This window comes from Streptomyces sp. NPDC017225, from assembly GCF_044331465.1.
Classification (GTDB): domain Bacteria; phylum Actinomycetota; class Actinomycetes; order Streptomycetales; family Streptomycetaceae; genus Streptomyces.
Genome location: NZ_JBIRNE010000003.1, coordinates 316,910 through 342,126 on the forward strand (window position 1 = coordinate 316,910; position 25,217 = coordinate 342,126).

The window sequence follows — 25,217 nt, forward strand, 5'->3', positions numbered from 1 at the left end:
TCGTCCGGTGTGTGGTCGCGGGTGGCGGTGTGGAGAGTCATGGGGGCGGTTCCCGCGGTCCGGGTCAGGAGCCGAGCGGCGGCATGGACAGGGTGACGCCGGAGTCCGAGCAGTGTCCCCGCGCCTCGTCCTGGAGGTTCTCCACGTCCTTCGCGGACGGCGCTTCGGGGGACTTCTTGGCGGTCTCGACCGCCCATCCCTCGTACTGGGAGATCTTGGCTCCGAGGTAGCCGTCCTTCATCTGCTCGCGGCGCTCGTCACCGGTCTCCCGCCACCACTTCTCCGCGGCCGGCACGGGGCCGGTGGAGATCTCCTCGGCCTCGGTGACGATGCGCTGCGCCAGCCGGCAGTCCTCGGCGGACGCCTGGCTGAGCTCGTCGCGGTCCTGCCACCAGTACGCCGCCCCGGCGAGCAGGGCCGCGGCGGTCACGGCGGTGACCGCGGCGACGACGAGACGGTTCCGCTTGCGGTTCCGCGTGGCGGGCGTGGTGGGCGTGGTGGGCGTGGCGTTCATCGGGTCCTCCGGTGTCTTCTCGGCCGCGTTCGGCGACAGTGAGAAGTCTGGAGTTCGGCGGCCCGCGGGGCATCGGCCACGAATCCGAGATGCGGGGCGGCTGATCTGGCACACCGGTCGGGGTGGTTCCCGCACCCTCGGGGGCAGAGCCCGGGGGCGCTTCTGCACCCTCAGGGGGAGGGACGGACCAGCCCCGACTCATAGGCGAACACGACGGCCTGGGCGCGGTCCCGAAGGTGCAGTTTGGCCATGAGGTTGCCCAGGTGCGTCTTCACCGTGGCCTCCGCGACATACAGGTCCGCCGCGATCTCGGCGTTGGACAGTCCCCGGGCGACCAGGGCCAGCACGTCCCGCTCGCGCGCGGTGAGGGCGTCCAGCCGTTCGGCCTGTCCGTTGGCCGGTCCCAGCCGGTCGGAGACCCGGTCCAGGAGCAGCCGGGTGATGCGCGGCGCCACCACCGACTCCCCCGCGGCCAGGACCCGGATGGCGTTCACGACGTCCGCCGCGGGGGCGTTCTTCAGCAGGAATCCGCCGGCTCCGGCGCGCAGCGCCGCGAAGGCGTCCTCGTCGTTGTCGAAGGTGGTCAGCACCAGCACGCCGGGCGGGGCGTCCAGCCGCATCAGCTGCTCGGTGGCCTGGATGCCGTCCATGACGGGCATGCGGATGTCCATGATGACGACGTCCGCCTCGACCTTTCGCAGCAGCTCGAGGGCGTCCGCCCCGTTCTCCGCCTCACCGACCACCTCGATGTCGTCCTGACCGGCCAGCACCATGGAGAAGCCGGCCCGTATCAGCGGCTGGTCGTCCACCACGGCCACCCGGATCGGTCTGTCCGCCTGTGTCATCACTTCGTCCTTGTCGGAATCGAGGCCCGTACGTACCATCCGCTGCCGAGCCGGGGGCCGGCCTCGAAGCCGCCTCCGGCGAGCTCCGCCCGCTCCCGCATGCCCACGAGTCCGTTGCCTCCCGAGCGCCCGCCGACGCCGCGGCCGGCGAGGGTGCCCGCTCCGTCGTCGACGACGCTGATCAGCAGGGTGCCCTGCTCCTCGTGGAGCCGGATGTCGACCCCGGCGCCGGCTCCGGCGTGGCGGAGCACGTTCGTGAGGCACTCCTGGACGATGCGGAAGGCCGTCATCTCCTCCGCCGGTGACAGGCGTCCTTCGCCGACCTCGACCGACACGTCCACGGTCAGCCCGGCGGCCCGTGCGCGTTCGGCGACGACCTTGATCTCGTCGAGGGTGATCAGGCGCCGTGGCGGGCCGCTGTCGGCGGAGTCCGGGTTTCCCTCGCGCAGCACCCGGACGATGCGGTGCATGTCGTCGATCGCGTCCCGGCCCGTGGCGGCGATCGTCTTCAGCGCGGACTCCGCCATGTCCGGCGACTTGCGCAGCACCGACTCGGCGCCGTCGGCCTGGAGGATCATCACGGCCAGGCTGTGCGCCACCACGTCGTGCAGTTCACGGGCGATCTCGGCCCGCTCCCGGGCCGCGGCCAGCCGGACCCGCTGTTCCTGGTCCCGCTCCGCGTGCCAGGCGCGGGCCGCCTGGCTCTCGGCGTAGAGACGCCGCGTGTGCAGGGCGAAGGCCGTCAGCCAGACCGTCAGCGTCAGTCCCCAGAAGATCGGGAGTGTTTCGAGGTCGGCGAACGGCTCGATGCCGAGGGGCGGCATCCCCACCGTCCCGGCCGCCGTGACCAGCAGCACCGCGGCGCCCGCGAGATACGGCAGCCAGGTGGTCCGGGAATGGTGGACGACCGACAGCATGGCGAACAGCACGGCCGCGTTGTACGAGGCGGGCGCCGACGCCAGCGGCTCCTCGGGCACGTCGTGCAGGGCGAGCTGGACGGCGCTCAGCGCGAGGACGACCGCCATCACCGTGCCGGGGTACCGTCTGCGGGCCAGCAGGCACAGTGCCATCAGCCAGCCCAGCAACAGGTCGTACTCGGCGTCGTAGTACCAGGTCGCCACCATGACCACCAGCGCCATACCGATGTCGCACGCCCGGGCGACGGCGCGTCCGTACCGCCCGGACAGCGCCATCCAGGCCGACGGGACCGGGACCGTCCTCTCCTCAGCCAACCGTCGTACCCCTCTCCTCCCGGCGCGGGCGCAACCACGTGACCCGCGGCACACAAGTGCCGCGGGACCGTGAAGACTTCGCGATGAGGGCGGTGCCCTCACGCGCCCATACTGCCTCAGCACCAGGCCGGGCGGCACGGCGGCGCCGGGCGCATCGAGGACCGAGTGCGCCCGGCGACGGTGACGGTGACGCGCTCAGCGGTTGTAGCGCATGAACGCCCGCACCATGTGGCACGTGATGTCCGACGGCGGGTGGACGCCGATCAGCTGCGCCGTGGTGCGGATCCTCTCGTTGCGGGCCTGGTCGGGCAGGTGGACGCCGGAGTCCAGCAGGGCGATGGCGAGCCTCATCGCCTTGAGCCGGCGGTTGTGCGTGACGTACCACTCGCGGGGGCGGCCCGCCGGCAGCGGACGCTTCTCCACGGGTTCGTACGGCAGGTCGAGCAGGACGGGCCGCTTGGTGGTGGACTGGGTGGGCAACGGCTTCGGCTTCAGTGCGGCAGCGGGCACGGGCATCCTCCTGTCGCGGTCAGGGCGTCGTCCGGACCCCCCGGCGACACCCTCGAACACTGCTTCCATTTTACCGCCCACCACTGACAAACGCCCCTGGCCACAAGGGCTTTCGGGGGCGCTGCGACGCACGGGGCGAACGAGTTCCGGCGCCCTCGGGCTACCGTGTGCGGCATGGAGATCTGGATCAACCCGGCCTGCTCGAAGTGCCGCAGCGCGATCAGCCTGCTCGACGCCGAGGGCGCCGACTACACCGTCCGCCGCTACCTGGAGGACGTACCGAGCGAGGACGAGATCCGCGAGGTGCTCACCCGCCTCGGCCTCGAGCCGTGGGACATCACCCGCGTCCAGGAGCCCGCCGGCAGGGAACTGGGTCTGAGCGACTGGCCCCGTGACGAGGCGTCACGCGACCGCTGGGTCATGGCGCTCGCCGAGCACCCGAAGCTGATCCAGCGCCCGATCGTCACGGCGGACGACGGAACGGCCGTCGTGGGCCGCACCGATGAGGCGGTTCGAGACGCTCTGTCCCGTTAGACGATGACGTGTCGTGCGCCGTGACTCGGAGCGTCCCACGCCGTTGCCCGCCGCCGTCCCGCCCTCCGGCGCGCCCTCGCCGCTCGCACGCCCGCCAGTGCGCCCGGGTCAGGTTCGCCCGACGTCAACGACGACGTGGTGGCGTACGAGCGGGGCGGTGCGTGACGCGGGTTACGGGACGCGGGAATCGGAGGCAATCGGGCCCTTCGTGGACGGCGTACGGGAGGCGGTGGCCGAGGGCGGGCGGGAGCCGTGAGAGACGCGCCACACCGATCCCGGGTAACACGGGGTTCACATACGGGCAACGGACGGGAAATCGCCGGTTGGCACGCTGCACGGCAGTAGACGCGGTGCCCCGGTTGCCGCAGCGCCGCGGCACCCCGCAGTGCGCCCAGACCCACCCCGAAGGATGTGTCCCCGTGACCTTCAAGGCCGAGTACATCTGGATCGACGGCACCGAGCCGACGGCCAAGCTCCGTTCCAAGACGAAGATCATCACGGACGCCCCCGCCGGTCTGGACGCGCTGCCGGTCTGGGGCTTCGACGGGTCCTCCACCAACCAGGCCGAGGGCCGCTCCTCGGACTGTGTGCTCAAGCCGGTCTTCTCCTGCCCCGACCCGATCCGCGGCGGCGACGACATCCTGGTGCTGTGCGAGGTCCTCGACACGGACATGACGCCGCACCCGACCAACACCCGCGCCGCGCTGGCCGAGCTCGCCGAGCGGTTCGCCGCGCAGGAGCCGGTCTTCGGCATCGAGCAGGAGTACACCTTCTTCAAGGGCTCCCGCCCGCTCGGCTTCCCCGAGGGCGGCTTCCCGGCCGCGCAGGGCGGCTACTACTGCGGTGTCGGCTCGGACGAGATCTTCGGCCGTGACATCGTCGAGGCGCACCTGGAGAACTGCCTGAAGGCGGGCCTCGGCATCTCCGGCATCAACGCCGAGGTCATGCCCGGCCAGTGGGAGTTCCAGGTCGGCCCGCTGTCGCCGCTGGAGGTCTCCGACCAGCTCTGGGTGGCCCGCTGGCTGCTCTACCGCACGGCCGAGGACTTCGAGGTCTCCGCCACCCTGGACCCCAAGCCGGTCAAGGGCGACTGGAACGGCGCGGGCGCGCACACCAACTTCTCCACCAAGGCGATGCGTGAGGGCTACGACGCGATCATCACCGCCTGCGAGTCGCTCGGTGAGGGCTCCAAGCCGATGGACCACGTCAAGAACTACGGCGCGGGCATCGACGACCGCCTCACCGGCCTGCACGAGACCGCCCCGTGGAACGAGTACTCCTACGGCGTCTCCGACCGCGGTGCCTCGGTCCGCATCCCGTGGCAGGTCGAGAAGGACGGCAAGGGCTACATCGAGGACCGCCGTCCGAACGCCAACGTCGACCCGTACGTGGTGACCCGCCTGATGGTGGACACCTGCTGCTCCGCGCTGGAGAAGGCCGGCCAGGTCTGATCCGCGCCCCACCCGCGCACCGGGGGCGTCCACCACGACGGTGGACGCCCCTTCGCGCTGCCACCGTGCGGGACGAGCGAGCCGGGCCCGCCCCACACCGGCCGGCGTCCACACAGTGAGAGACGTCTCCTCTCCCGGGCCACCGTCTGCTTCAATAAGCCCATGGTCGGCTTCCGGAAGAACGCGGCGACGGGTCGCCACGACCTCGAGCCCTTCTGGCCCTCCCGTCAGCACGACGACTTCGACCGGGTCTGTTGCCGCGCGACGAACGCGCCGGCCCGCTAGAAAGCCGTACCCCCAGGCCTTCGGCCGGCGCGCACGACGTACGTCCCGCGACGCGCCCGACCACGACATCGCGCCCGTCGCCCCTCCCGACGAACCTCTCGCGCGAAAGAGCTGACGTCTCATGGCGACCACCCGTTCCCTGCCCACCGCCACCCTCGACTCCCCCGCCTCCGCCACCGCTCTCCCCGGCGCCGGCGACCACCGGCACCGGCTGCGTGCCGTCGACCGGGACGAGGTGGTGGACGTCGCGGCCCTGCTGCCGCCCGGCGCCACCTGGCTGCCCGCTCCCCCGCACGCCCTGCCCCCGCTGCCCGGCCGGCCGCCGATGGTCGGCTACCTGGTGCTGGTCCCGGCCGACCGGTACCAGCCTCCGTTCCCGCCGGCCGGCGTGCCCGGCGCCGCACCGGAGGACACCGGGGAGGGCATCGACGGCCGGCCGGGCGACCCGCTCGTCCGGATCGACACCGCGCGGCGCGTCGCCGCGGTGGACGGCCGGGAACTCGGCCTGACTTACCTGGAGTTCGAGCTGCTCGCCCATCTCGTCGCCCACCCGCACCGCGTGCACACCCGCGATCGGCTGGTCACCACGGTGTGGGGGTACGGCCACGTGGGCGACGGCCGCACCGTCGACGTGCACGTGGCCCGGCTGCGCCGCAAGCTCGGCTCCGAGCACCGCCGGACGATCCAGACCGTCCGGCGCGTCGGCTACAAGTACACGCCGCCCAGGGGCCGCTGAGCCTCTGCTGTCGGCAGACCGGCGTTCCCTTCGGCCCCCGCGCCGGGCACAGTGTCCCGCATGAGGCTACTGGTGCTGGGCGGTACGGAGTTCGTGGGACGGGCCGTGGTGGAGGCGGCGCTCGGAGGCGGCTGGGAGGTGACCGTCTTCCACCGCGGCCGGCACGCGCCGCCGCCCGGGGCGCGGACACTGCGCGGCGACCGCACCGCACCCGACGGGCTCGCCGCCCTGGCCGACGGCGCGTGGGACGCCGTCGTCGACACCTGGTCGGCGGCGCCCCGCGCGGTGCGGGACACGGCGCGGCTGCTGCGGGACCGCGCCGGCCGGTACGTGTACGTGTCGAGCTGCTCGGTGTACGCCTGGGCCCCGCCCGCCGGGTACACCGAGGACGCGCCGCTCGTCGAGGGCGCCTCGGCGGACGCCGGGCAGACCGACTACGCCCGCGACAAGCGCGGCGCCGAACTGGCCGTCCTGGACGCCTTCGGCGCGGACCGCTCGGTGCTGGTCCGCTCCGGGCTGATCCTGGGCCCGTACGAGAACATCGGGCGGCTGCCGTGGTGGCTGAACCGCGTCGCACGCGGCGGCCCGGTCCTCGCGCCGGGCCCGCGGGACCTCCCCCTCCAGTACGTCGACGTCCGCGACCTCGCCGACTGGATGCTCGGCGCGGTGGAGCGCGAGCTGAGCGGCCCGTACAACCTGGTCTCCCCACCGGGGCACACCACCATGGGCGCCCTGCTCGAAGCCTGTGTCGCGGCCACGGGCGGCCCGGCCGGGCTGCGCTGGACCGCCCCCGACGACGTCCTCGCCGCCGGCGTCGAGCCCTGGACCCAGCTACCGGTGTGGACGCCCCCGGGCAGCGACCTGCACGACGCCCTGCACGGCGCGGACGTCTCCCGGGCACTGGCGACCGGCCTGAGCTGCCGGCCGGCCGGTGACACCGTCGCCGACACCTGGACCTGGCTGCGGGACATCGGCGGCACGGCGCCGCGGCGCCCGGACCGGCCGCCGGTCGGACTGGACCCCGAGACGGAGGCGAAGGCCCTCGCGGCGGACGACGCTCCCTAGCGTGTACCGGGTCACCAGGTGTATCTGGCACCACCCCCCGGCCGGGGGGCTCGACCCAGTGACCAGCGCCTTCGCATCGGTGAGACTGACTGCATGAACACCGAGACGAAGCACGACGACCGGCAGAGCGACCGACGGACACCGTCACGGACCCGCGACATGGCGCTGTCGGCCGTGCGGGGCCTGGCGCTGGCGTTCATCTCGCTGCCCGGCGCGGTGCTGTGCTTCTGCCTGACCCTCGTGTCCGTCGCGCTCGTCCCGATCGGGATCGGCCTCGTCACCACGCCCTGGGTGCTGACGGGCGTGCGGATGTTCGCGGACTGGCGCCGGCTGCTCGCCGCCGAGTGGGGCGGGGTGCGGATCCAGCGGGCGTACCGGCCGCTGCCCGAGAACGCCAACCCGTGGGCGCGCACCTTCGGAATGCTCAGCGACCCGGCGACCTGGCGGGACTTCATCTGGCTCCCGGTCGACATGACGGCGGGCTTCGTCACCGCGCTGCTGGCCTTCGCGCTGCCGCTCTACCCGCTGGAGGGGTTCGCCATCGCGGCCGGGCTGTGGCGGGTCTGGTCCGACACCTACTGGTACGGCTTCGTGCCCGTCTCCGACCAGACCACCGCGTTCTACGCCGCCGCCCTGGGCGCCGTCCTCCTCGTCGCCGCGTACTGGCTCAGCCCGCTCCTGCTGCGCGCCCACTTCCGGCTCACCGGCGCGGTCCTCGGCTCGGACCAGGAGGAACTCGCCCAGCGGGTGCGCGTCCTGACCGAGACCCGCCGCGACGCCGTCGACACCTCCGCCGCCGAACTGCGCCGCATCGAGCGTGACCTGCACGACGGGGCGCAGGCCCGGCTGGTCGCCATGGGCATGGACCTCGGCACCATCGAAGCGCTGCTGGAGAAGGACCCGGAGCAGGCCCGGCTGCTCCTCGCGCAGGCCCGCCGGTCCTCCGCCGACGCCCTGACCGAGCTGCGCGAGCTGGTGCGCGGCATCCATCCGCCGGTGCTCGCCGAACGCGGCCTGGGCGACGCCGTACGGGCCCTGGCGCTGCGGCTGCCCGTCGCCGTCGAGGTCGACGTGGACCTGCCCGGCCGCGCCGACGCTCCCGTGGAGTCCGCCGCCTACTTCGCGGTCAGCGAGATCCTCACCAACGCCGTGAAGCACTCCGGCGCCGACCGGATCTGGGTCGACGTGCACCACGCCGAGGGTCAGCTGCGCGTCGCCGTCACCGACAACGGCAAGGGCGGTGCGGTGCCCGCGGCGGGGTCGGGCCTGGCCGGGGTGGAGCGCCGGCTCGGTACATTCGACGGCGTCCTGGCCGTCAGCTCGCCCGCGGGCGGCCCCACCATGGTCACCATGGAGATCCCTTGCGCGTTGTCCTAGCCGAAGACCTGTTCCTGCTGCGCGACGGACTGGTCCGGCTCCTCGAGGCCCACGACTTCACGATCGCCGCGGCCGTCGAGACCGGCCCCGAGCTGTCCCGGGCGCTGGCCGAACTGGAGCCGGACGTGGCCGTCGTCGACGTACGCCTGCCGCCCACGCTCACCGACGAGGGCCTGCAGTGCGCGCTCGAGGCCCGCCGCCGGCGGCCGGGGCTGCCGGTCCTGGTCCTCTCCCAGCACGTGGAGCAGCTGTACGCGCGCGAGTTGCTCGCCGACGGCAGCGGCGGGGTGGGGTACCTGCTCAAGGACCGGGTGTTCGACGCGGAGCAGTTCGTGGACGCGGTACGGCGGGTGGCGGCGGGCGGTACGGCGATGGACCCGCAGGTCATCCAGCAACTGCTCAGCCGGCGTGCGGCGGAGGACCGGCCGCTGGAGCGGCTCACCCCCCGGGAGCGGGAGGTGCTGGAGCTGATGGCCCAGGGGCGGACCAACGCGGCGATCGCCGGCAAGCTCGTCGTCACGGAGCGGGCGATCGCGAAACACACGGCGAACATCTTCGCCAAGCTGAGCCTCGAGGTCTCGGACGACGACAACCGCCGTGTACTGGCGGTTCTCGCCTATCTGGACCGCGGCCGCTGACCTCGTCGCCGATCCCACCCGTCCCACCCGTCCCCCAGAACCCGGCGATTTCCGAGACGGGTGAACACCCTTGGAGCGGCTCCCGTAGTTAAGGGAGCCGCTCCCTTCTGGTCGGGCGTTTCGACGCCCGGTGCTCCTCGACGAAGTCGGAGGAGTCCCGTGACTCCGCCCACCGCTGAGGCGGCGGGCTGCCGGCCCGGAGGCTGCGGTCCAGCCCGAACCGACCCTTCGCGGGGCAAAGGACAGACCACCAGAGAGCACAGGGAAGCGATTCCCCCCTCGACCGAGGCCGAGGGCCCCTCGCTAGGAGACTGATGGGACGCAACACGAGAAAACGCCGTACGCCGCTGGCCACCAAGGTCGTCGCCGGGGCGGCGGCCCTGGCGGTCGGCGGCGGCGGTCTGCTCTGGGCCAACTTCAACGCCTCCGCGCACGAGGAGGACCGGGCCCACGACCGGACACGCTCCGCCGCCGCGCAGGTCGCGACGATCGACTGTCCCGACGTCGGCCAGCGGATCTCCGACGTGCCGGACCGGGCGCGCGGGGAGGTCGACGGCGAACTCGCCGCGATGGACAGCCAGATCACCGACGCCTACAAGCGCCTCGCCACCACACGCCGCGCGCAGGCCGGTGACTCGCGGTACGTCCAGAACGCCATCCTCGGCCCGCTCAAGGACCGCCGGAAGGCGGTCATCGACCGGATCCAGCTGGAGATCGACCGGGCCGGCGGCCGGGCCGACGAGAACCTGGACGAACTGGCCCCGTGCCAGGGCCGGCCGGCGGAGCAACCGCAGAACGGCGACGGCCAGAACGGCGGCGACGGCCAGGGTCAGGACGACGGCCAGAACCAGGACGACAACGGCAACGGCGTCGCGGGTCCGGTGGCCGACGACTTCATCGACATCGCCGACGTCGAGCCGAACTCCCGCGACAGCCGGAACGGCCTGGCCGCCGACGGCGACGGTGGCTCCACCGGCAGCTTCACCTCGGACTGCGGTGTCAACGAGAACGACGTCTTCAACAGTGACAACCTGATCGCCGCCCCGGGTGTCGACAACGGCGCGCACCACGTGCACGACTACGTCGGCAACCAGGACAACGACGCCTTCTCCAGCGACGAGGACCTGGCGAACGCCGAGACCTCGTGCCAGAACCAGGGCGACAGGTCCACCTACTACTGGCCGGTGCTGCGGCTCCAGGACGGTACGGACGAGTTCGACGCGAACGACCTGGGCGGTGGCGCCGAGGGCAACATCGGCAGGATCCTTCAGCCGGCCCAGGCCGAGCTGAGGTTCGTCGGCAACCAGCGGAGCGACGTGGTCGCCATGCCGAGGTTCCTGCGCGTCATCACCGGTGACGCCAAGTCCTTCACCAACGGCGACGCGAACGCCAACAGTTCGTGGAGCTGCACCGGCTTCGAGGACCGGCAGATCACCGACAAGTACCCGCTCTGCCCCGAGGGCAGCCAGGTGGTGCGCACGGCCAACTTCCAGAGCTGCTGGGACGGCCAGAACACCGACAGCGCCAACCACCGTGACCACATGGCGTTCGTCCAGCAGGACGGCAGCTGCGCCAACGGCTTCCAGGCCGTCCCCCAGCTGCGGATCCGCCTGGTGTACGACATCCCCACGCCGACCGTCGAGGACGGCGTGGTGCGGAACCCGTACGCCGTGGACAGCTTCCCGGAGCAGCTGCACAAGCCGATCACCGATCACAACGACTTCATCAACGTCATGGACGAGGACCTGATGAACGAGGTGGTCGACTGCGTCAACAGCGGCGAGGACTGCCAGTAGTCCTCCCGGGGGCCGCGTGGGAGGGGGCCGGTGGCGGTATGCGCCACCGGCCCCCTTCTCCTTCGCCCCCCGTACGGGTCAGCTCCCGTGTCCTCCGTGCCCCCCGTGCCCCGGCGCGTGGCTGCCGCCGCCGTCGTGCCGGGTGCCCTGCTCCAGGGTCCCGCCGAGTGTGCCGCGCAGGTCCGCCACCACGTCCTGGTGGCCGACGGCGACCCACTTGCGGCCGACGAGGTAGTGACCGCCGTAGTCCTTGGCCGTGTTGATCCACTCGCGCTGGCCGCGGTCGGTGGCGAAGGTGGCGAGGACGTACTTCTCGTCACCGTTCTCGCAGATGGCCTGGCGGATGGTGTCGGCGTCGGTCTGCATGTCCGGGGCGCACCTCGCCTGGGCGGCCAGGTGCTCCAGGCTGCCGGTCGCCGTCTCGGGCACGGCCGCCTCGCCGTCCCCGTCGGTGCCGCAGCCCGTCAGCGCCACCACCGCCACCGCTGCGGCCAGCGCGAGCATCGTTCGGGTCGGCCTCATGTGTTCCTCCGGTCCGTGGTGGCGACATGCCGCACGGAGCCCCGGCGAGGGCTCTCGTCATCGATACGGCCCCGGGACGCGAAGTATTCAGCGATCCTGGTGCCTTTCGGGGCACGCCCGTGCGAAAGTGGCGCCGTGGACCAGGAGTGGGAAGACCGGGTGGCCGCCGCGTGGGCGAGGTTCGACGGCGTCACCGAGGAGGACGCCGCCGCCTTCCGCGCGGAGATCGACGCCCTCGCGGACGAGTTGCCCGCCGACAGCCCCCTCGGCCTGTTCGAGCGGGCCTGCGCCTGGGACTCCACGGGCCACTCCGGCCGGGCCGTGCCGCTGTACCGCGAGGCTCTGGCGCGCGGACTGGGCGAGGTCAGCGGTTACAAGGGCCGCCGGGCGAAGATCCAGCTCTCCAGCTCCCTGCGCAACACCGGGCACCCGGAGGAGGGCGTCAAGCTGCTCTCGCCCGAGCTGCTGAGGCCGCCGGACGAGCTGGACGACGCCGTACGGGCCGTGCTCGCGCTCTGCCTGTCGAGCATGGGCCGCGACCGCGAGGGCCTGTCGCTGGTGCTCGGCGCCCTCGCGCCCCATCTGCCGCGCTACCAGCGGTCGATGGCCGCCTACGCGCGGGCGCTGGTGGAGCCGGCGGACTGACCCGGGCACGGTGACCATCCACCGATTCGCTCGTTCTGCTGAACGTGCAGTCACAGGATGTCGCCCCGCGCCCCGCACCGTCCTCCACCTCCCCGGCCGACCCGGTCGTCGGCGTCGCGCAGGCCGAGGCCGCGCTCGTCGAGCACTATCCGCGCCTGGTCCGGCTCGCCTATCTGGTGCTGCCGCCGGGCCTCGGCCGGAGCCGCCGCGTCCTGACCGCGCACGCCCTCACCCAGCGCGCGCTGCCCCGCGGCCGGACGGCGGCACCCGTGATCCCGGCCCAGTCGACGGGCCACGACGTCGACCCCGGCTACGCCCTGGTCCGCCTCCGGGTCATCCGTACGGCGCTGGAGGCGGGCCTCCCGCTGCGGCGGCGGGCGTGGCCCAAGCGGGCCCAGCTGCCGCCGCTGCTGCCCCAGGTACGTGGGCTGCGGCTCTTCCCGCGCTCCGGCGGTGCCGACGAACTCGCCCTGGACCAGCGGCTGTCCGCCCTGACCGCGCCGGGCCGGGCGGCGTACGTGCTGCGGGGCCTGGAGAAGCTCCCCGACGCCGACGTGCGGCAGCTGCTCGGGGCCGCCGGGGTCGCCGACGCGGACGCCGCGCTGCGGGAGGCCGCCGAGGTGCCCGGCAGGCACGCGCTGCTGGACTCTCCCGAGTTCGACCCCTGCTCGCTGCAGGCCCGGCCGACCGACCTGATGCGCCGCCGGCAGCACACGAAGGCCGCGCTGGTCGCGGGGGCGGCCCTGGTGGTGTGCGGGGCGCTGCTGGGGCTGCCCGGCGACGGCTGGGGGCCGGACGGCGCCGCCGCTCCGCCCTACGCCCAGAACCCGGCGGCCGAGGCCGCCCTCGACCCCGCCCGGCTGACGAAGGCCGCCCCGGCCGCGTGGGAGACCTCCTCGCGCACCGACTTCTCGGTGTGGCCGGCCCGCGGTGACCTCACCGGCGACAAGGAGCTGCTGCGCCGCGCCCTCGCCGTCTGGGCCCGGCCCGGCGAGAGCGTGAGGGTCTCGGCGACACCGGGCACGCCGACCGGCGGCCCGGCCGGCCCGCCGCGGCTGCTGTACGCCGGGAACGTCGACAGCGCGCGCGTGGTGATCCTGCACGACGGTCTGCGCATCGCCAGGTACGCCGAGCCGAAGGACGGCACGGCCGGCGCCGCCCTGGACTTCGCGCGCACCGACGGGGCCGGCCGGGCCGAGGCGAACGCGGTGGTCCTGGGCCGGGCCGACGGCAACGTGCGCTATCTGACGGCGCCCTGGGTGACACGGGCGGCCTGGCGGGATCTCACCGACCCGGACTCGCGGGCGCGGGAGCTGACACTGACCGACGGCGTGACCTCGACGGTGGCCGGCCCTGCGCGGCAGCAGTCCGGTGCCTGCACGTCCTGGAACGTGCTGGAGCTGACCGACGGCTCGGACTCCCGCCTGGTGAGCGACCTCGGCGAGCTGGTCCCGGCCCGTCTCACCACCGGCCGTCCCGGCTCGGCGAAGGACGCCGCCGGTGCTCAGGCGCTGGGCACCTGGGCGCCGTACGCCTGCTCGCTGGGGGCGGTGAGCGGGCAGGGCGTGCGGTCGGTGAACGCCTGGGAGTTCGCGACGCAGCCGCTGCCCGACTCGACCGGGTCGGGGGAATGGGTGTGCACCCGGGCCGAGACCTGGCGGGGCGAGGGGGCGCGGGTGATGGCCCAGTTCCGGACGCCGGGCGGGGTGCAGGGCGCGGTGGCGGCGAAGGCGCAGGACGTACCGGCGTGCGGTGAGCGCGACCCACAGGTGCTGGCCGGGGTGCTGTGGAAGTCGGAGGGCGGGCACTGGTACCTGCTCGCCGCCGGCGGCCGGGACACGAGGAAGGTCGAGGCGACCGGCGGCATCAGCGGCTCCGCCGACGGAAACCTGCTGACGGCGAAGGCCGAGCAGGGCGCGCGGGCCGAACTGAGGGGGACCCTGGAGGACGGACGGACGATCGGCGGTCTGCGGTAGAACACCGATGTCCGGTCCGGTCCGTTCGGGGCCGAATTCGATCGGTAGGGTGTTCGTATGACTACCGGGGTACGCCGCAGAATGGGCGTCGAGGAGCGCCGGCAGCAGCTGATAGGCGTCGCGCTCGAGCTCTTCGGCCGCCGCTCGCCCGACGAGGTCTCCGTCGACGAGATAGCGTCGGCGGCCGGCATCTCGCGACCGCTGGTCTATCACTACTTCCCCGGCAAACTCAGCCTGTACGAGGCCGCGTTGCGACGCGCATCGGACGATCTGGCGGCCCGGTTCGTGGAGCCCCGCGAGGGTCCGCTGGGCGCGCGGCTGCTGCGGGTGATGCGCCGCTACTTCGACTTCGTCGACGAGCACGGCCCCGGTTTCTCTGCGTTGATGCGCGGTGGGCCGGCGGTGGGTTCGTCCACGGCCGACGCGCTCGTGGACTCCGTACGGCAGGCCGCGTATGTCCAGATCCTTTCGCACCTGGACGTCACCGATCCGCCCGCTCGTCTGGAACTGGTCGTCCGTTCCTGGATCTCGCTCGCCGAGTCGTCGGCCCTGATCTGGCTGGACGGGCGCCGTGTGCCGCGCGAGGAGCTGGAGACGCAGCTGGTGCAGGACTTCGCCGCGCTGGCCGCCGTCGCCGCGGCCCGCGACGAGGAACTCGCGGCGCTGCTGGGCGGCCTGTTCGGGGACGAGCCGGGCGACGGGCCGTTCACCGACCTCGTCACCCGGCTGGTCTCACTGGCGTCCAGGGACTAGAACTCGGCCTTGCGGTAGGACGGGTCGAGGTCGCGGACCTCGGCGGAGACATACGCCCGGCGGCCGTCCTCCGGCCCTATGAAGGTACGCATGAGGTCCACCGCCGCCTCGGTGAGCTGCGCCTTCGTCTCGTCGCTGCGTCCCGCGAGCAGGCCGAACGTGACATGCGCGAAGACGTGGTCGGGGCTGGTGTCGTCGCCGACCGAGGTGTATTCGCCGCGCACGACCTGTGTCTTGCACGCCTCCAGTCGAGCGCCCGCCTTCTCGACGGCCGCTCTGTTCAGCGCGGTCGCCAGGCCCTCCCAGTCGACTTCGTCGCCTCCGGTGCGGGTAACGAGGATGTGCGGCATGAGCCCTCCTGTCCAGGTCAGAAGGGCTCACACTAACCGCAGCTCCTTACGGGGTCAGCCGGACGTGGTGAACACGGCGACCGTGCGCGCCGGAACGGTGAACGTGCCGGACCCCTTCGCGTACGACGAGGACTTCACGGTCGCGTCCCCGCCCGACGCCTGCACGGGGTGCAGACCGTAGTCCGTCCCGGCGAACGCGGCGACGCGCTGCTCCTGCCGCTCCGGCGTGGCGTTGAAGACGACGACCAGGTCACCGAGGGTCATGGTGATCACGCCGGGCGTCTCGTCCTTGCCGGACAGCGGGAAGGAGAGCCGGGACTGCACCCGCTCGGCCGTTTCGAGGGAGAACGCCTTCTCGGTCGTACGGATCCTCAGCAGGTCCTGGTACGCCGCCGAGGCGCCCGTGATCTGCGGGCAGCCGGCCTTCACCGAGCCCAGCAGAGGCCCCGCGTACGGCCACTTGTCCTGGTTGTCGGCGGCCGGTGGCAGCCCGCGGCCGAAGCCGTTGCCGTCGGCGCACCTCCAGTGGATGGCGTTGAACCAGTCGCCGCTGTCGTAGGAGTTGCGGTCGAGCGACTTGGAGCGCAGCAGGTCGGTGCCGGCCTGGGAGAGCGCCGGTCCCTGGGAGAGGGCGGCGGTCGCCATGGCGAGGACCTGCATGCGGGCCCGGTCGTCGGCGGACGTCTCCTTCGGCAGCTTGAAGGCGAGCGCGTCGAAGAGCGTCTCGTTGTCGTGGGCGTCGGCGTAGGCGAGGGCGTCGCCCGGGTTCTCGGCGTATCCGGCGGGGGCGCCGTTGTAGTCGACCTCGGAGCCCTTGACCTCCTTGCCGTCGGTGTCCGTGAAGGTGTAGCCGGCGAGGTTGCCGGTCAGACCGACCTTGATCAGGTCCTGGTAGTGCAGCAGGCGGGCCTTCTGCTCGGCCGGGGTGCCGTTGTCCGCGGCGGGGTTGGGGTCGGTGTACAGGCCGGAGGCGAAGCCCTGGACGCCGGGGTCCGCGTCGAAGGGGCCGCCGCCGCGCACGGCGTCGCGGGCGCGGTCGGAGAAGGTCGCGATGCCGGTGCCGGCCATGTTCTTCTGGGTGGCCTGCGTGAAGCGGGCGTCGTCGGCGATCTCACCGAAGTTCCAGCCCTCGCCGTACAGGATGATCTTCTTGCCGTCGACGCCGTCCTTCTTGAGGGTGAGCGCGTCGAGGGCCTTCCTGACCGCGAGGATGTTGGCCTTCGGGTGGTGGCCCATGAGGTCGAAGCGGAAGCCGTCGACCTTGTACTCCTTCGCCCAGGTGACGACCGAGTCGACGACGAGCTTGCCCATCATGGCGTTCTCGGTGGCGGTGCCCGCGCAGCAGGTGCTGTTCGCCACCGAGCCGTCGGCGAGGAGCCGCTGGTAGTAGCCGGGCACGATCCGGTCCAGGACGCTGGTCTTCGCCTGTCCGGCGGCGGCCGTGTGGTTGTAGACGACGTCCATGACGACCCGCAGGCCGTCGTCGTTCAGTGCCTTGACCATCTCGCGGAACTCGACCGTGCGGGCGGTGCCGTCCGGGTCGGTGGCGTAGGAGCCTTCGGGGACCGTGTAGTGGTACGGGTCGTAGCCCCAGTTGTAGGCGTCCTTGGCGGCGGCCTTCGCGACGCACTCCTGCTGCTTGCCGGAGTCGGCCGGCAGCGCGGCGAGGTCGCAGTCGACGGTGGCCTGGTCGGACTTCCTCTCGGGGATGGTGGCGATGTCGAAGGCGGGCAGGAGGTGGACGTACGAGGTGCCCGCCTCTGCCAGCTCGCGCAGGTGCCGGGAGCCGTCGCTCCTCTTGTCGGTGAAGGCGAGGTAGGTGCCCCGGTGGTCCGGGTCCGCCGTCCGGTCCGCGACGGAGAAGTCGCGGATGTGCAGCTCCTGGATCTGGGCGTCCCGCAGCGGTACCGCCTCGGGCTTCTCGTAGCGGTCCCAGCCGCGCGGGGCGAGGGAGCGGTCGTCCAGGTCGACGACGAGGCTGCGCTTCGAGTCGGTGGTCAGGGCGAGCGAGTACGGGTCGGTGACCTTGTTGGTGACGACCTCGCCGGCCTCGGGCGCCCACACCTGGACGACGTAGCGGTAGGCCTTGCCCTTCCAGGACTTCGGGCCGGTGGCGGACCAGACGCCGGTGTCGTCGTCGCGCCGCATGCGGACGGTGCGGTCGCCGATCTCCAGCCGTGCGCTCCGCGCGGTCGGCGCCCACACGGAGAGCGTGGGCCGGCCGTGGCGGAAGGCCGGCCCGAGGGCGGCCCTGGTCGCGTCGGCCGCGTAGAGGTCGTCCAGGACGCCGCCGATCTGCACGCCGGTCGCCGCGAGCACGGCCCCGTTGGCGGCGCGCTGGGAGGCGACGACCTGGCCGCGCAGGGCCTCACGGACCCGGTCGCGGTCGCGTGGGTCGACGGACCAGGCGGTGTACTCGCCCAGGTGCGGGAACTTCTCCTTCTGTGCGTCGGTGAGGGTGGTCTTGGCGAGGCGGAGCCAGCCGGTGTCGTCGCCGGTGGTCAGCGTCGCGTCCTCGGCCTCGACCGAGCCGCTGCGGGAGGCGAGGAGCTGGGTGGAGGCGGCGCCCTCGGAGCCGTTCCAGGCGACGGTGTTCCGGTCGATCCAGACGGCCTTGGAGGTGGTGAGGTCGACGGCCGCCGCCGAGCCGGCCGGCTGCGGCAGCAGGTACTTCTCCTCGCCGCTCACCAGCCACACCTCGTGACCGTCGGCCTTGAGGTCCAGGGCCTGGTCGGTGGGGAGGTCCTTCTCGTCGCCCTTGTGGACGATGTAGCCGAGGGAGCCGGCACCCTCGGTGAGCGGTACCTCGAAGACCGCGCCGTAGGGGTCGGTCTTCACCGGCATCAGCGGCTTCGACCAGTCGGTGGGGTGCGCGGCGTCGCCCCAGACGTGCAGGCCCCAGCCGTCGTAGTTCCCGTCGGCGCGGTGGTAGTGCAGGACCGCCTTGCCGGTGTCCTGGGCGGGGTAGTCGGGCCGCTCCGTGGTGACCTGCTCCTTGCCCTGCTCGATCCACACCTCGCCCGTCCGGGTGACGTCGATGGCGCGGTCGGCGGTGACGTCCTTGTCGCCGTCCTTGTCGACGACGAGGAAGTTCACGTTGGTCGCGCCGGGCTTGAGCTTGACGCGGGCGAAGGCGCCGTAGGCGTCGCGGCCGGTGAAGGGGTGGCTGTCGGGCCAGGTGGTCGCCTCGCCGTCGGCGAGGTCTCCCCAGGCGTACAGGCCCCAGTCGTCGTAGTTCCCGTCCTCCCGCTCGTAGTGGACGATCGCGTAGTCGCGGGAGGCGGCGGTGGGCGGCTGTTCGACGGGCGGGGTGCCGGTCGTGGATGCGGCCGTGGCGCTCGCGGTACGGCCCGCCGAGTCGACGACGACCGCCTTGTAGCGCAGGGCGGTGCCGGCCGGGACGTCCTCGGCGACGGTGTGGGTGACCTTGTAGGGGGCGTGGTCGGCGGAGCCGAGGGTGCGCCACTCGCCGTCGCCGGTCCGGGCGGCGAAGACGACGCGGTTCAGCCCGCCGCCGTCGACGTCGGCGGTCAGCTCGACGGTGCCGGTGGCGCCGGGCTCGGGTGCGGTGAGGGTGACCGTCGGCTCGGTCGCGGGCTCGGCGAGCGGGCCGGCGGCCTTGAGGACGACGGACGACCCCGCGGGCACGGTGACGGTGACCTTCTTGTCGGCGCCGGACCTCACGTCGTCGTCGGTGCCGTAGATGCCGCGGAAGGTCATGCCGGCCGAGCCGGTGGCGAAGGTGGCCTTCTGGGCGTCGTCGGCGTTGTTGAAGGCGACGACGTACTCGGTGCCGCTCTCGGCGTCGGTGCGGGAGACGGCGTAGACACCGGCGCCGTCGGCCGCGTAACGCTCGGTCTGGATTCCGTCGGCGAGGGCCGGGTGGGCCTTGCGGAGCTTCGCGAGAGCACTGATCTGCTGGTAGAGCGGTGCTCTCGTGTCGTAGGCGTCGTCGGCGTGGGTGCGGTCGGTGCCGAGCTGGTCGTCGTCCAGGTAGTCGGCGGTGCGGGAGGCGAACATGGTCTGGCGGGCGTCCTTGTCACCGCCCGCGCCGGTGAAGCCCTGCTCGTCGCCGTAGTAGACGACGGGGTTGCCCCGGTTGAGGAACATCAGCTCGTTGGCGAGCCGCGCCTTCTTCAGCAGTTCGGCGTCGGTCGCCCGGGGGGCGTCCTGCTTCAGGAAGGTGCCGAAGCGGCCCATGTCGTGGTTGCCGAGGAAGGTGACCTGCTCGTACGCGTTGGCCTTGTCGGTCGTGTACTTCCAGTCGTCACCGAAGACGGCCGCCAGCTTCCCGGCGCTGCCGCCCTGGGAGGCGTAGGCGCGGGCCGCGTCCTGGAAGGGGAAGTCCAGCGTGGAGTCCAGGCGGCCCTGGGTGACGTACGGGGAGGTGACGGCGGTGTCGGCGGAGTAGACCTCGCCGAACATGAAGAAGTCGTCCCGGCCCTTCTTCGCCGCGTAGGCGTCGAGCGCGGTCGCCCACTGCGTCCAGAACTCCATGTCGACGTGTTTCACGGTGTCGATCCGGAAGCCGTCGATGTCGAAGTCCCTGACCCACCGCTGGTAGATCTTCTCCATGCCGTCGACGACCTCGGGCCGTTCGGTCCACAGGTCGTCGAGGCCGGAGAAGTCGCCGTAGGTGGCGGACTCGCCGGCCCAGGTGGAGTCGCCGCGGTTGTGGTACATCTCCGGGTCGTTGAGCCACTTCGGGACCTTGAGGTCCTTCTTCGCCGCCGGGACGACCGGCGTGCGCGGGAAGGAGCCGGCGTCCACGCGGGGGAACCGGCGGTCGCCCTCCGCGTAGTCGGCGTCGTCGAAGGGCTCGCCGTCCTCGGTCAGGTACGGGAAGGCGCCCTTGGAGAGGTAGTCGTAGGACTTCTCCTCGTAGTCGACGACGTCGGCGGTGTGGTTGGTGATGACGTCGAAGAAGACCTTCATGCCCTTGGCGTGGGCCTTGTCGATGAGGTTCTCGAGGTCCTGGTTGGTGCCGAAGTGCGGGTCGACCTGGGTGAAGTCGGTGATCCAGTAGCCGTGGTAGCCGGCGGAGGCGTTCTCACCGGTGCCCTGGACGGGCTGGTTCTTGAAGATGGGCGCCATCCAGATGGCGGTGGTGCCCAGGCCCTTGATGTAGTCGAGCTTCCGGGTCAGGCCCTTGAGGTCGCCGCCCTGGTAGAAGCCCTTGTCGGTGGGGTCGTAGCCGGTGGCGAGCCGGGTGCCGGTCAGGCCGCCCCTGTCGTTGCGGGTGTCGCCGTTGGCGAAACGGTCCGGCAGGACGAAGTAGAACTGCTCGCGGGTGAGGTCGTGGCGGGCGTCGGCCTTCGCCAGCTTCGCGTCGGACGGTGGCGCGGGCGGGGCGTCGGCCCGCGCGGCGAGGGGCGGGAGGAGGGCTGCGGCGAGCGCGGTCACGGTGACGGCCGCGACCCGTCTCGCTCGTACGGTGCGGCGCGCGACAGGCACCGGCCATCTCGGTATCACAGGCGTGAACTCCTTGCGACTACGGCTCGATCGGGTCCGACCCCGGCGAGACCGTAGCGCTGCCGCAAGAGTTGCGGCAAGGTCCATGAAAGCAACAGAAAGAATTTTCACGCCCCTTGCCCATGCTCTCCCCCCACACCCCCGCCCGGCAGCCGGACTTGCCCGCGCGCCGGGCGAGCGCGGTGCCCGCGGACGAGAGGGGCATCCCGGACGCTTTGGTCAGACCACATGCGTTGTGTGACATAGTTGAGCCGAGGACCGTCCGGGCGAGCGAGGGAGTGGCGGATGCCTGTCGAGTGGCAACCCGTGCGGCAGTCCCGCACCCACGAGCTCGTGCTCCGGAGCATCGAGGACCGGGTCCTGGCCGGGGAGCTCAAGGCCGGGGACCGGCTGCCGCCGGAGCGCGAGCTGGCGCCCGTCCTCGGTGTCAGCCGGTCCGCGCTGCGCGAGGCGCTGCGGGTGCTGGAGACGATCGGGGTGCTGGTCGCGCAGGTGGGCCGCGGGCCCGACGCCGGCGCGCGGATCGTGCGCAACCCCGACGACGCGCTCGGCCGGCTGCTGCGCCTGCACTTCGCCCTGGGCAGCTATGGCCTGGAAGACGTGCTGGAGGCCCGCGTGGTGCTCGAACGTTCCAGCTTCGAGGCGGCCGCGGAGCACGCCTCGGCGGAGGACCTCGACGAGGCGGAGGCACTCGTCGCGAGCATGGGCGCGCCGGATGTGAAGGTGCCCGAGTTCAACGACCTCGACACCCGGTTCCACGTCCAGATCGCCCGCGGTTCCGGCAACCAGCTCACCTCCACCCTCACCTCGGCCGTGCGCGAGTCGGTGCGCCCGCTGATCCTGCGGGCCCTGGAAGCGGCCGAGGACTGGCCCGCCACGGCGGCCTCGCTGAACGCCCAGCACACCGAGCTGCTGCGACTGGTGCGTGCGGGCGAGGGCGGAAAGGCCGCCGACCTGGCCGAGAAACACATCCGCGGCTTCCACGGCACGCTGGTCAACGGTTAGAGGCCCGCTCCCGGACTCGGAGCAGGCCCTGACGGCCGGTGCGGTCACGGCAGCATCCAGGACAGCGCCGGCAGCGACTGCGGACAGACCAGAACGCCCAGGACGGCCGGCGTCACGACGCTGTATCCGGCGGCCTTGCCCAGCAGGACGCGTCTCAGGGACGCGTGACTCACGCCCCGCGTTCCACACGGTCTCGCCGCGGGTGGCGATGTCGTGGGAAGCATTCCGGTCCCGGGTGTGAGCGCCCCGGGACTCCGCGCTTGATCCCACTCGAGACGTCACCCCAATAAGGTCCGACCAAAGAATCCTCCTTCCATGTTTGGACCGTGGCTAGTATGGTCCGACCACATCGACGATCGAGGAGATCCCATGCGCATCGGACTCTTCGCCACCTGTCTGGGAGACACGCTCTTCCCCGAGGCGGTGAAATCCACCGCGGTACTGCTGGCCCGCCTGGGGCACGACGTGGTGTTTCCGCCGGAGCAGACCTGCTGCGGTCAGATGCACGTCAACACCGGCTACCAGCGCGAACCGGTCCCTCTGGTGCGGGGCTTCGCCGAGCAGTTCGGCGACCCGTCGATCGAGGCGGTGGTCATGCCCTCCGGCTCGTGCGCGGGCTCGGTCCGCCACCAGCACGAGATCGTCGCCGCGCGGTACGGGGACGCGGCGCTGCGCGCCGGGGTCGCGGCCGTGAAGACCAAGACGTACGAGCTCTCGGAGTTCCTCGTCGACGTACTGGACGTGACGGACGTCGGCGCCTACTTCCCGCACCGGGTGACGTACCACCCCACCTGCCACTCGCTGCGGATGCTGCGGGTCGGCGAGAAGCCGCTGCGGCTGCTGCGCGCGGTCGACGGCATCGACCTGGTGGAGCTGCCCGAGGCCGACGCCTGCTGCGGGTTCGGCGGCACCTTCGCGGTCAAGAACGGCGAGACCTCCTCCGCGATGCTCCAGGACAAGATGCGCCACGTCACCGGCACCGGGGCCGACGTGTGCACGGCCGGCGACGCGTCCTGCCTGATGCACATCGGCGGCGGGCTGTCCCGCGTCAAGGCCGGTACCCGCACCCTGCACCTGGCACAGATCCTCGCCGCGACCCGCACCTCGCCGTACGCCCTGACGGAGGCCGCCCGATGAGCAGCACCTTCCTCGGCATGCCCGCCGCCCCGCCCCGCTCCCCGTACGGGACGGGCAACCTGCGCGGCGACCGGAAGTTCCCCGAGGCCGCCCGCGGCGAGCTGCGCAACGAGCAGCTGCGCCGCAACCTCGGCAAGGCCACCCGCACCATCCGCGCCAAGCGGCTCTCCGTCACCGGCGAACTGCCCGACTGGGAGCGGCTGCGCGACGCCGGTTCGGCGATCAAGACGGACACCATGAACCGGCTGCCCGAGCTGCTGGAACAGCTGGAGCGGAAGGTCACCGAGCACGGCGGCACCGTCCACTGGGCGCGCGACGGCGTCGAGGCCAACGAGATCGTCACCCGGCTGGTCAGGGAGACCGGCAGCGACGAGGTCATCAAGGTCAAGTCGATGGCCACCCAGGAGATCGGGCTCAACGAGCACCTGGAGGACCAGGGCATCACCGCGTACGAGACCGACCTGGCCGAGCTGATCGTGCAGCTCGCCCACGACAAGCCCTCGCACATCCTGGTCCCGGCGATCCACCGCAACCGCGACGAGATCCGCGACATCTTCCGGCGGGAGATCCCGGGGGTCGCCCCGGACCTCGACTCAGTCCCCGCCCACCTGGCGGCGGCGGCACGGGCGTATCTGCGCGAGAAGTTCATGACGACCCCGGTGGCGGTCTCCGGCGCCAACTTCGGGATCGCCGAGACCGGCACCCTGTCGGTGGTCGAGTCCGAGGGCAACGGCCGGATGTGCCTGACCATGCCGCGCACCCTGATCACCGTCATGGGCATCGAGAAGGTCCTGCCCCGCTACCAGGACCTGGAGGTGTTCCTGCAGTTGCTGCCGCGCTCGTCGACCGGTGAGCGGATGAACCCGTACACCTCGATGTGGACGGGGGTCACCCCGGGCGACGGGCCGCGGGAGTTCCACCTGGTGCTGCTCGACAACGGACGCACCGCCGCGCTCGCGGACCGGATCGGGCGCGAGGCCCTCAACTGCATCCGCTGCTCGGCCTGTCTCAACGTCTGCCCCGTGTACGAGCGGGCCGGCGGCCACGCCTACGGTTCGACCTACCCGGGGCCGATCGGCGCGGTGCTCACCCCGCAGCTCGCCGGGATGCACGCCGCCAAGGACGACCCCAACAGCTCACTGCCGTACGCCTCCAGCCTGTGCGGTGCGTGCTTCGACGCCTGCCCGGTGAAGATCGACATCCCGTCGCTCCTGGTCGAGCTGCGCCACCAGCACACCGAGCAGTCCGGGGTGACGGCGGAGAAGCTGGCGATGAAGGCCGCGGCCACGGTCATGAAGCGGCCGAAGCTGTACACCGCCGCGCAGAAGGCCGCGGGAGCGGGCCGCGTACTGGCCGGGCGGGACGGCACGTTCTCGCACCTCCCGCCGCCGTTCGACGGCTGGAGCGACAGCCGGGACACCCCGGCCCCGCCCAAGCGGACCTTCCGCTCCTGGCTGGCCTCCGCCGAGGGCGCGGCCACGCTGCGGGCGGCAGCCGAGGAGGGCGTCAGGACCCGGCGGAGCGAGGCGGCCCCCGACGTCCCCGGCGGCTCCGACGGCCGCCACGACCCCGAGGAGGAACGGTGACGGAACCGGTGACCGCACGCGAGACGGTGCTCGGACGGGTCCGGGACGCCCTGGCCCTCTCCCGCGCACCCGAGGTGGACGTCCCCCGCGCCTACCGCACCGGCCGCACCCTGCCCGACGGGGATCGGCTCGCCCTGTTCACGGACCGGCTGGTCGACTACAAGGCGCGGGTGCACCCGTGCACGGCCGACCGCACCGCGGCGGTCGTCGCCGAGGTGCTGCGCGAGCGCGGGGCCCGGAAGGTCGGGGTGCCGGCCGGGCTCGATCCGGCCTGGCTGGGCGCCTACGACGGTGAGGTCCGAAAGGACTCGGCGGACATCCCGGCCCCCGCGCTCGACGCGCTGGACGCGGTGGTGACCGCCTCCGCCGTCAGTTGCGCGGAGACCGGCACGATCTTCCTGGACGGCTCGTCCGACCAGGGCCGCCGCGCGCTGTCACTCGTCCCCGACCTGCATGTGTGCGTCGTCGACCTGTCGTCGGTGACGGTCGGTGTGCCGGAGGCGGTGGCCCGGCTGGTGCCGGAGCGTCCGACGACGCTGATCAGCGGCCCGTCGGCCACCTCCGACATCGAGCTGGAGCGCGTCGAGGGCGTGCACGGCCCGCGCACCCTGGAGGTGGTGATCCGCACCGACGTGTGAGGCGGGCAGGCGGCCACGCACACGGACGGCATGCGGCCGCCCCGGACGGCGAGGGGCCGCCCCGGACGGCGAGGGGCCGCCCCGGACGGCGAGGGGCCGCCCCGGACGGCGAGGGGCCGCCCCGGACGGCGAGGGGCCGCCCCGGACGGA

General features: G+C 72.3%; 22 protein-coding genes. 14 read left to right on the forward strand and 8 right to left on the reverse strand.

Translation table 11 applies throughout. The features are described 5' to 3' along the window. Positions 1-64: 64 nt before the first annotated feature. From ACH4NX_RS08650 to ACH4NX_RS08665, 4 genes are all read right to left on the reverse strand, one after another. Complete coding sequence (locus tag ACH4NX_RS08650) at positions 65-514, reverse strand: hypothetical protein (protein ID WP_398127757.1); 450 nt, start codon at positions 512-514, stop codon at positions 65-67. Positions 515-684: 170 nt separating this feature from the next. Next, a complete protein-coding gene (locus tag ACH4NX_RS08655; protein ID WP_351392417.1) occupies positions 685-1,359 on the reverse strand; it encodes a response regulator transcription factor in 675 nt (224 codons plus the stop codon). Further along, the gene (locus ACH4NX_RS08660) at positions 1,359-2,591 is read right to left on the reverse strand and encodes a sensor histidine kinase (protein WP_398127758.1); all 1,233 of its coding nucleotides are present in this window, start codon (positions 2,589-2,591) and stop codon (positions 1,359-1,361) included. Before ACH4NX_RS08660 ends, ACH4NX_RS08655 begins: the two co-directional genes overlap by 1 nt. Before the next feature lie 195 nt (positions 2,592-2,786). Beyond that, positions 2,787-3,101 (reverse strand): hypothetical protein, encoded by a 315-nt coding sequence (locus tag ACH4NX_RS08665; protein ID WP_351392422.1) that lies wholly within the window; start codon positions 3,099-3,101, stop codon positions 2,787-2,789. Positions 3,102-3,275: 174 nt separating this feature from the next. On the opposite strand from ACH4NX_RS08665, the gene ACH4NX_RS08670 reads away from it, so the two are divergent. From ACH4NX_RS08670 to ACH4NX_RS08700, 7 genes are all read left to right on the forward strand, one after another. Then, complete coding sequence (locus tag ACH4NX_RS08670) at positions 3,276-3,635, forward strand: arsenate reductase family protein (RefSeq protein ID WP_398127759.1); 360 nt, start codon at positions 3,276-3,278, stop codon at positions 3,633-3,635. Positions 3,636-4,054: 419 nt separating this feature from the next. Next, entirely contained in the window at positions 4,055-5,086 is a 1,032-nt protein-coding gene (glnII, locus tag ACH4NX_RS08675; protein WP_351392426.1) for a glutamine synthetase, read from the forward strand. Between the two features lie 406 nt (positions 5,087-5,492). Beyond that, entirely contained in the window at positions 5,493-6,107 is a 615-nt protein-coding gene (locus tag ACH4NX_RS08680) for a winged helix-turn-helix domain-containing protein (RefSeq protein ID WP_398127760.1), read from the forward strand. A 60-nt stretch (positions 6,108-6,167) separates the two neighbouring features. Next, on the forward strand, positions 6,168-7,172 hold the full coding sequence (locus tag ACH4NX_RS08685; RefSeq protein ID WP_398127761.1) for an SDR family oxidoreductase: 1,005 nt from the start codon (positions 6,168-6,170) through the stop codon (positions 7,170-7,172). Positions 7,173-7,265: 93 nt separating this feature from the next. Then, entirely contained in the window at positions 7,266-8,549 is a 1,284-nt protein-coding gene (locus ACH4NX_RS08690) for a sensor domain-containing protein (RefSeq protein WP_351392435.1), read from the forward strand. Further along, positions 8,534-9,187 carry a response regulator transcription factor gene (locus ACH4NX_RS08695; protein ID WP_351392438.1) on the forward strand — a complete coding sequence of 218 codons (654 nt, stop codon included), beginning with the start codon at positions 8,534-8,536 and terminating at the stop codon, positions 9,185-9,187. Before ACH4NX_RS08690 ends, ACH4NX_RS08695 begins: the two co-directional genes overlap by 16 nt. Before the next feature lie 314 nt (positions 9,188-9,501). Beyond that, entirely contained in the window at positions 9,502-10,983 is a 1,482-nt protein-coding gene (locus ACH4NX_RS08700) for a DUF1996 domain-containing protein (protein ID WP_398127762.1), read from the forward strand. A gap of 78 nt (positions 10,984-11,061) precedes the next feature. Here the strand turns inward: ACH4NX_RS08700 and ACH4NX_RS08705 are convergent, their stop codons facing one another. Then, complete coding sequence (locus ACH4NX_RS08705) at positions 11,062-11,505, reverse strand: hypothetical protein (protein ID WP_398127763.1); 444 nt, start codon at positions 11,503-11,505, stop codon at positions 11,062-11,064. Positions 11,506-11,640: 135 nt separating this feature from the next. On the opposite strand from ACH4NX_RS08705, the gene ACH4NX_RS08710 reads away from it, so the two are divergent. Genes ACH4NX_RS08710 through ACH4NX_RS08720 form a run of 3 tightly spaced genes read left to right on the forward strand, consistent with a single transcriptional unit; the run spans position 11,641 to position 14,879 of the window. Further along, a complete protein-coding gene (locus ACH4NX_RS08710; protein ID WP_398127764.1) occupies positions 11,641-12,150 on the forward strand; it encodes a tetratricopeptide repeat protein in 510 nt (169 codons plus the stop codon). Between the two features lie 44 nt (positions 12,151-12,194). After that, positions 12,195-14,126, forward strand: a complete 1,932-nt coding sequence (locus tag ACH4NX_RS08715) for a hypothetical protein (RefSeq protein ID WP_398127765.1) — start codon at positions 12,195-12,197, stop codon at positions 14,124-14,126. Positions 14,127-14,183: 57 nt separating this feature from the next. Continuing rightward, positions 14,184-14,879, forward strand: coding sequence for a TetR/AcrR family transcriptional regulator (locus tag ACH4NX_RS08720; protein ID WP_351392452.1), 696 nt, complete (start codon positions 14,184-14,186; stop codon positions 14,877-14,879). Here ACH4NX_RS08720 and ACH4NX_RS08725 read toward each other — a convergent pair. Next, entirely contained in the window at positions 14,876-15,229 is a 354-nt protein-coding gene (locus ACH4NX_RS08725; protein ID WP_351392455.1) for an isomerase, read from the reverse strand. The two genes, ACH4NX_RS08720 and ACH4NX_RS08725, sit on opposite strands and share 4 nt — an antisense overlap. A gap of 54 nt (positions 15,230-15,283) precedes the next feature. Next, positions 15,284-20,701 (reverse strand): pullulanase-type alpha-1,6-glucosidase, encoded by a 5,418-nt coding sequence (pulA, locus tag ACH4NX_RS08730; RefSeq protein ID WP_398127766.1) that lies wholly within the window; start codon positions 20,699-20,701, stop codon positions 15,284-15,286. A 285-nt stretch (positions 20,702-20,986) separates the two neighbouring features. Here pulA and ACH4NX_RS08735 point away from each other — a divergent pair, with 285 nt between their 5' ends. Then, on the forward strand, positions 20,987-21,706 hold the full coding sequence (locus ACH4NX_RS08735) for an FCD domain-containing protein (protein WP_351392461.1): 720 nt from the start codon (positions 20,987-20,989) through the stop codon (positions 21,704-21,706). A gap of 44 nt (positions 21,707-21,750) precedes the next feature. Here the strand turns inward: ACH4NX_RS08735 and ACH4NX_RS08740 are convergent, their stop codons facing one another. Then, positions 21,751-21,879 (reverse strand): hypothetical protein, encoded by a 129-nt coding sequence (locus ACH4NX_RS08740; RefSeq protein WP_398127767.1) that lies wholly within the window; start codon positions 21,877-21,879, stop codon positions 21,751-21,753. Between the two features lie 196 nt (positions 21,880-22,075). Between ACH4NX_RS08740 and ACH4NX_RS08745 the strand changes: the two genes are divergently transcribed. Genes ACH4NX_RS08745 through ACH4NX_RS08755 form a run of 3 tightly spaced genes read left to right on the forward strand, consistent with a single transcriptional unit; the run spans position 22,076 to position 25,067 of the window. Then, entirely contained in the window at positions 22,076-22,843 is a 768-nt protein-coding gene (locus tag ACH4NX_RS08745; protein ID WP_351392467.1) for a (Fe-S)-binding protein, read from the forward strand. Next, the gene (locus ACH4NX_RS08750) at positions 22,840-24,429 is read left to right on the forward strand and encodes a lactate utilization protein B (protein WP_351392470.1); all 1,590 of its coding nucleotides are present in this window, start codon (positions 22,840-22,842) and stop codon (positions 24,427-24,429) included. The genes ACH4NX_RS08745 and ACH4NX_RS08750 overlap by 4 nt, the downstream gene beginning before the upstream one ends. Continuing rightward, entirely contained in the window at positions 24,426-25,067 is a 642-nt protein-coding gene (locus ACH4NX_RS08755; protein ID WP_351392473.1) for an LUD domain-containing protein, read from the forward strand. The genes ACH4NX_RS08750 and ACH4NX_RS08755 overlap by 4 nt, the downstream gene beginning before the upstream one ends. Positions 25,068-25,217 lie beyond the last annotated feature (150 nt).

What these genes read in the sequence shown, in the direction of transcription:
- ACH4NX_RS08650 (WP_398127757.1), bottom strand. Translation starts at nt 514, where the DNA reads ATGAACGCCACGCCCACCACGCCCACCACGCCCGCCACGCGGAACCGC.
- ACH4NX_RS08655 (WP_351392417.1), bottom strand. Translation starts at nt 1,359, where the DNA reads ATGACACAGGCGGACAGACCGATCCGGGTGGCCGTGGTGGACGACCAG.
- ACH4NX_RS08670 (WP_398127759.1), top strand. Translation starts at nt 3,276, where the DNA reads ATGGAGATCTGGATCAACCCGGCCTGCTCGAAGTGCCGCAGCGCGATC.
- ACH4NX_RS08680 (WP_398127760.1), top strand. Translation starts at nt 5,493, where the DNA reads ATGGCGACCACCCGTTCCCTGCCCACCGCCACCCTCGACTCCCCCGCC.
- ACH4NX_RS08685 (WP_398127761.1), top strand. Translation starts at nt 6,168, where the DNA reads ATGAGGCTACTGGTGCTGGGCGGTACGGAGTTCGTGGGACGGGCCGTG.
- ACH4NX_RS08690 (WP_351392435.1), top strand. Translation starts at nt 7,266, where the DNA reads ATGAACACCGAGACGAAGCACGACGACCGGCAGAGCGACCGACGGACA.
- ACH4NX_RS08700 (WP_398127762.1), top strand. Translation starts at nt 9,502, where the DNA reads ATGGGACGCAACACGAGAAAACGCCGTACGCCGCTGGCCACCAAGGTC.
- ACH4NX_RS08705 (WP_398127763.1), bottom strand. Translation starts at nt 11,505, where the DNA reads ATGAGGCCGACCCGAACGATGCTCGCGCTGGCCGCAGCGGTGGCGGTG.
- ACH4NX_RS08720 (WP_351392452.1), top strand. Translation starts at nt 14,184, where the DNA reads ATGACTACCGGGGTACGCCGCAGAATGGGCGTCGAGGAGCGCCGGCAG.
- ACH4NX_RS08725 (WP_351392455.1), bottom strand. Translation starts at nt 15,229, where the DNA reads ATGCCGCACATCCTCGTTACCCGCACCGGAGGCGACGAAGTCGACTGG.
- ACH4NX_RS08735 (WP_351392461.1), top strand. Translation starts at nt 20,987, where the DNA reads ATGCCTGTCGAGTGGCAACCCGTGCGGCAGTCCCGCACCCACGAGCTC.
- ACH4NX_RS08745 (WP_351392467.1), top strand. Translation starts at nt 22,076, where the DNA reads ATGCGCATCGGACTCTTCGCCACCTGTCTGGGAGACACGCTCTTCCCC.
- ACH4NX_RS08750 (WP_351392470.1), top strand. Translation starts at nt 22,840, where the DNA reads ATGAGCAGCACCTTCCTCGGCATGCCCGCCGCCCCGCCCCGCTCCCCG.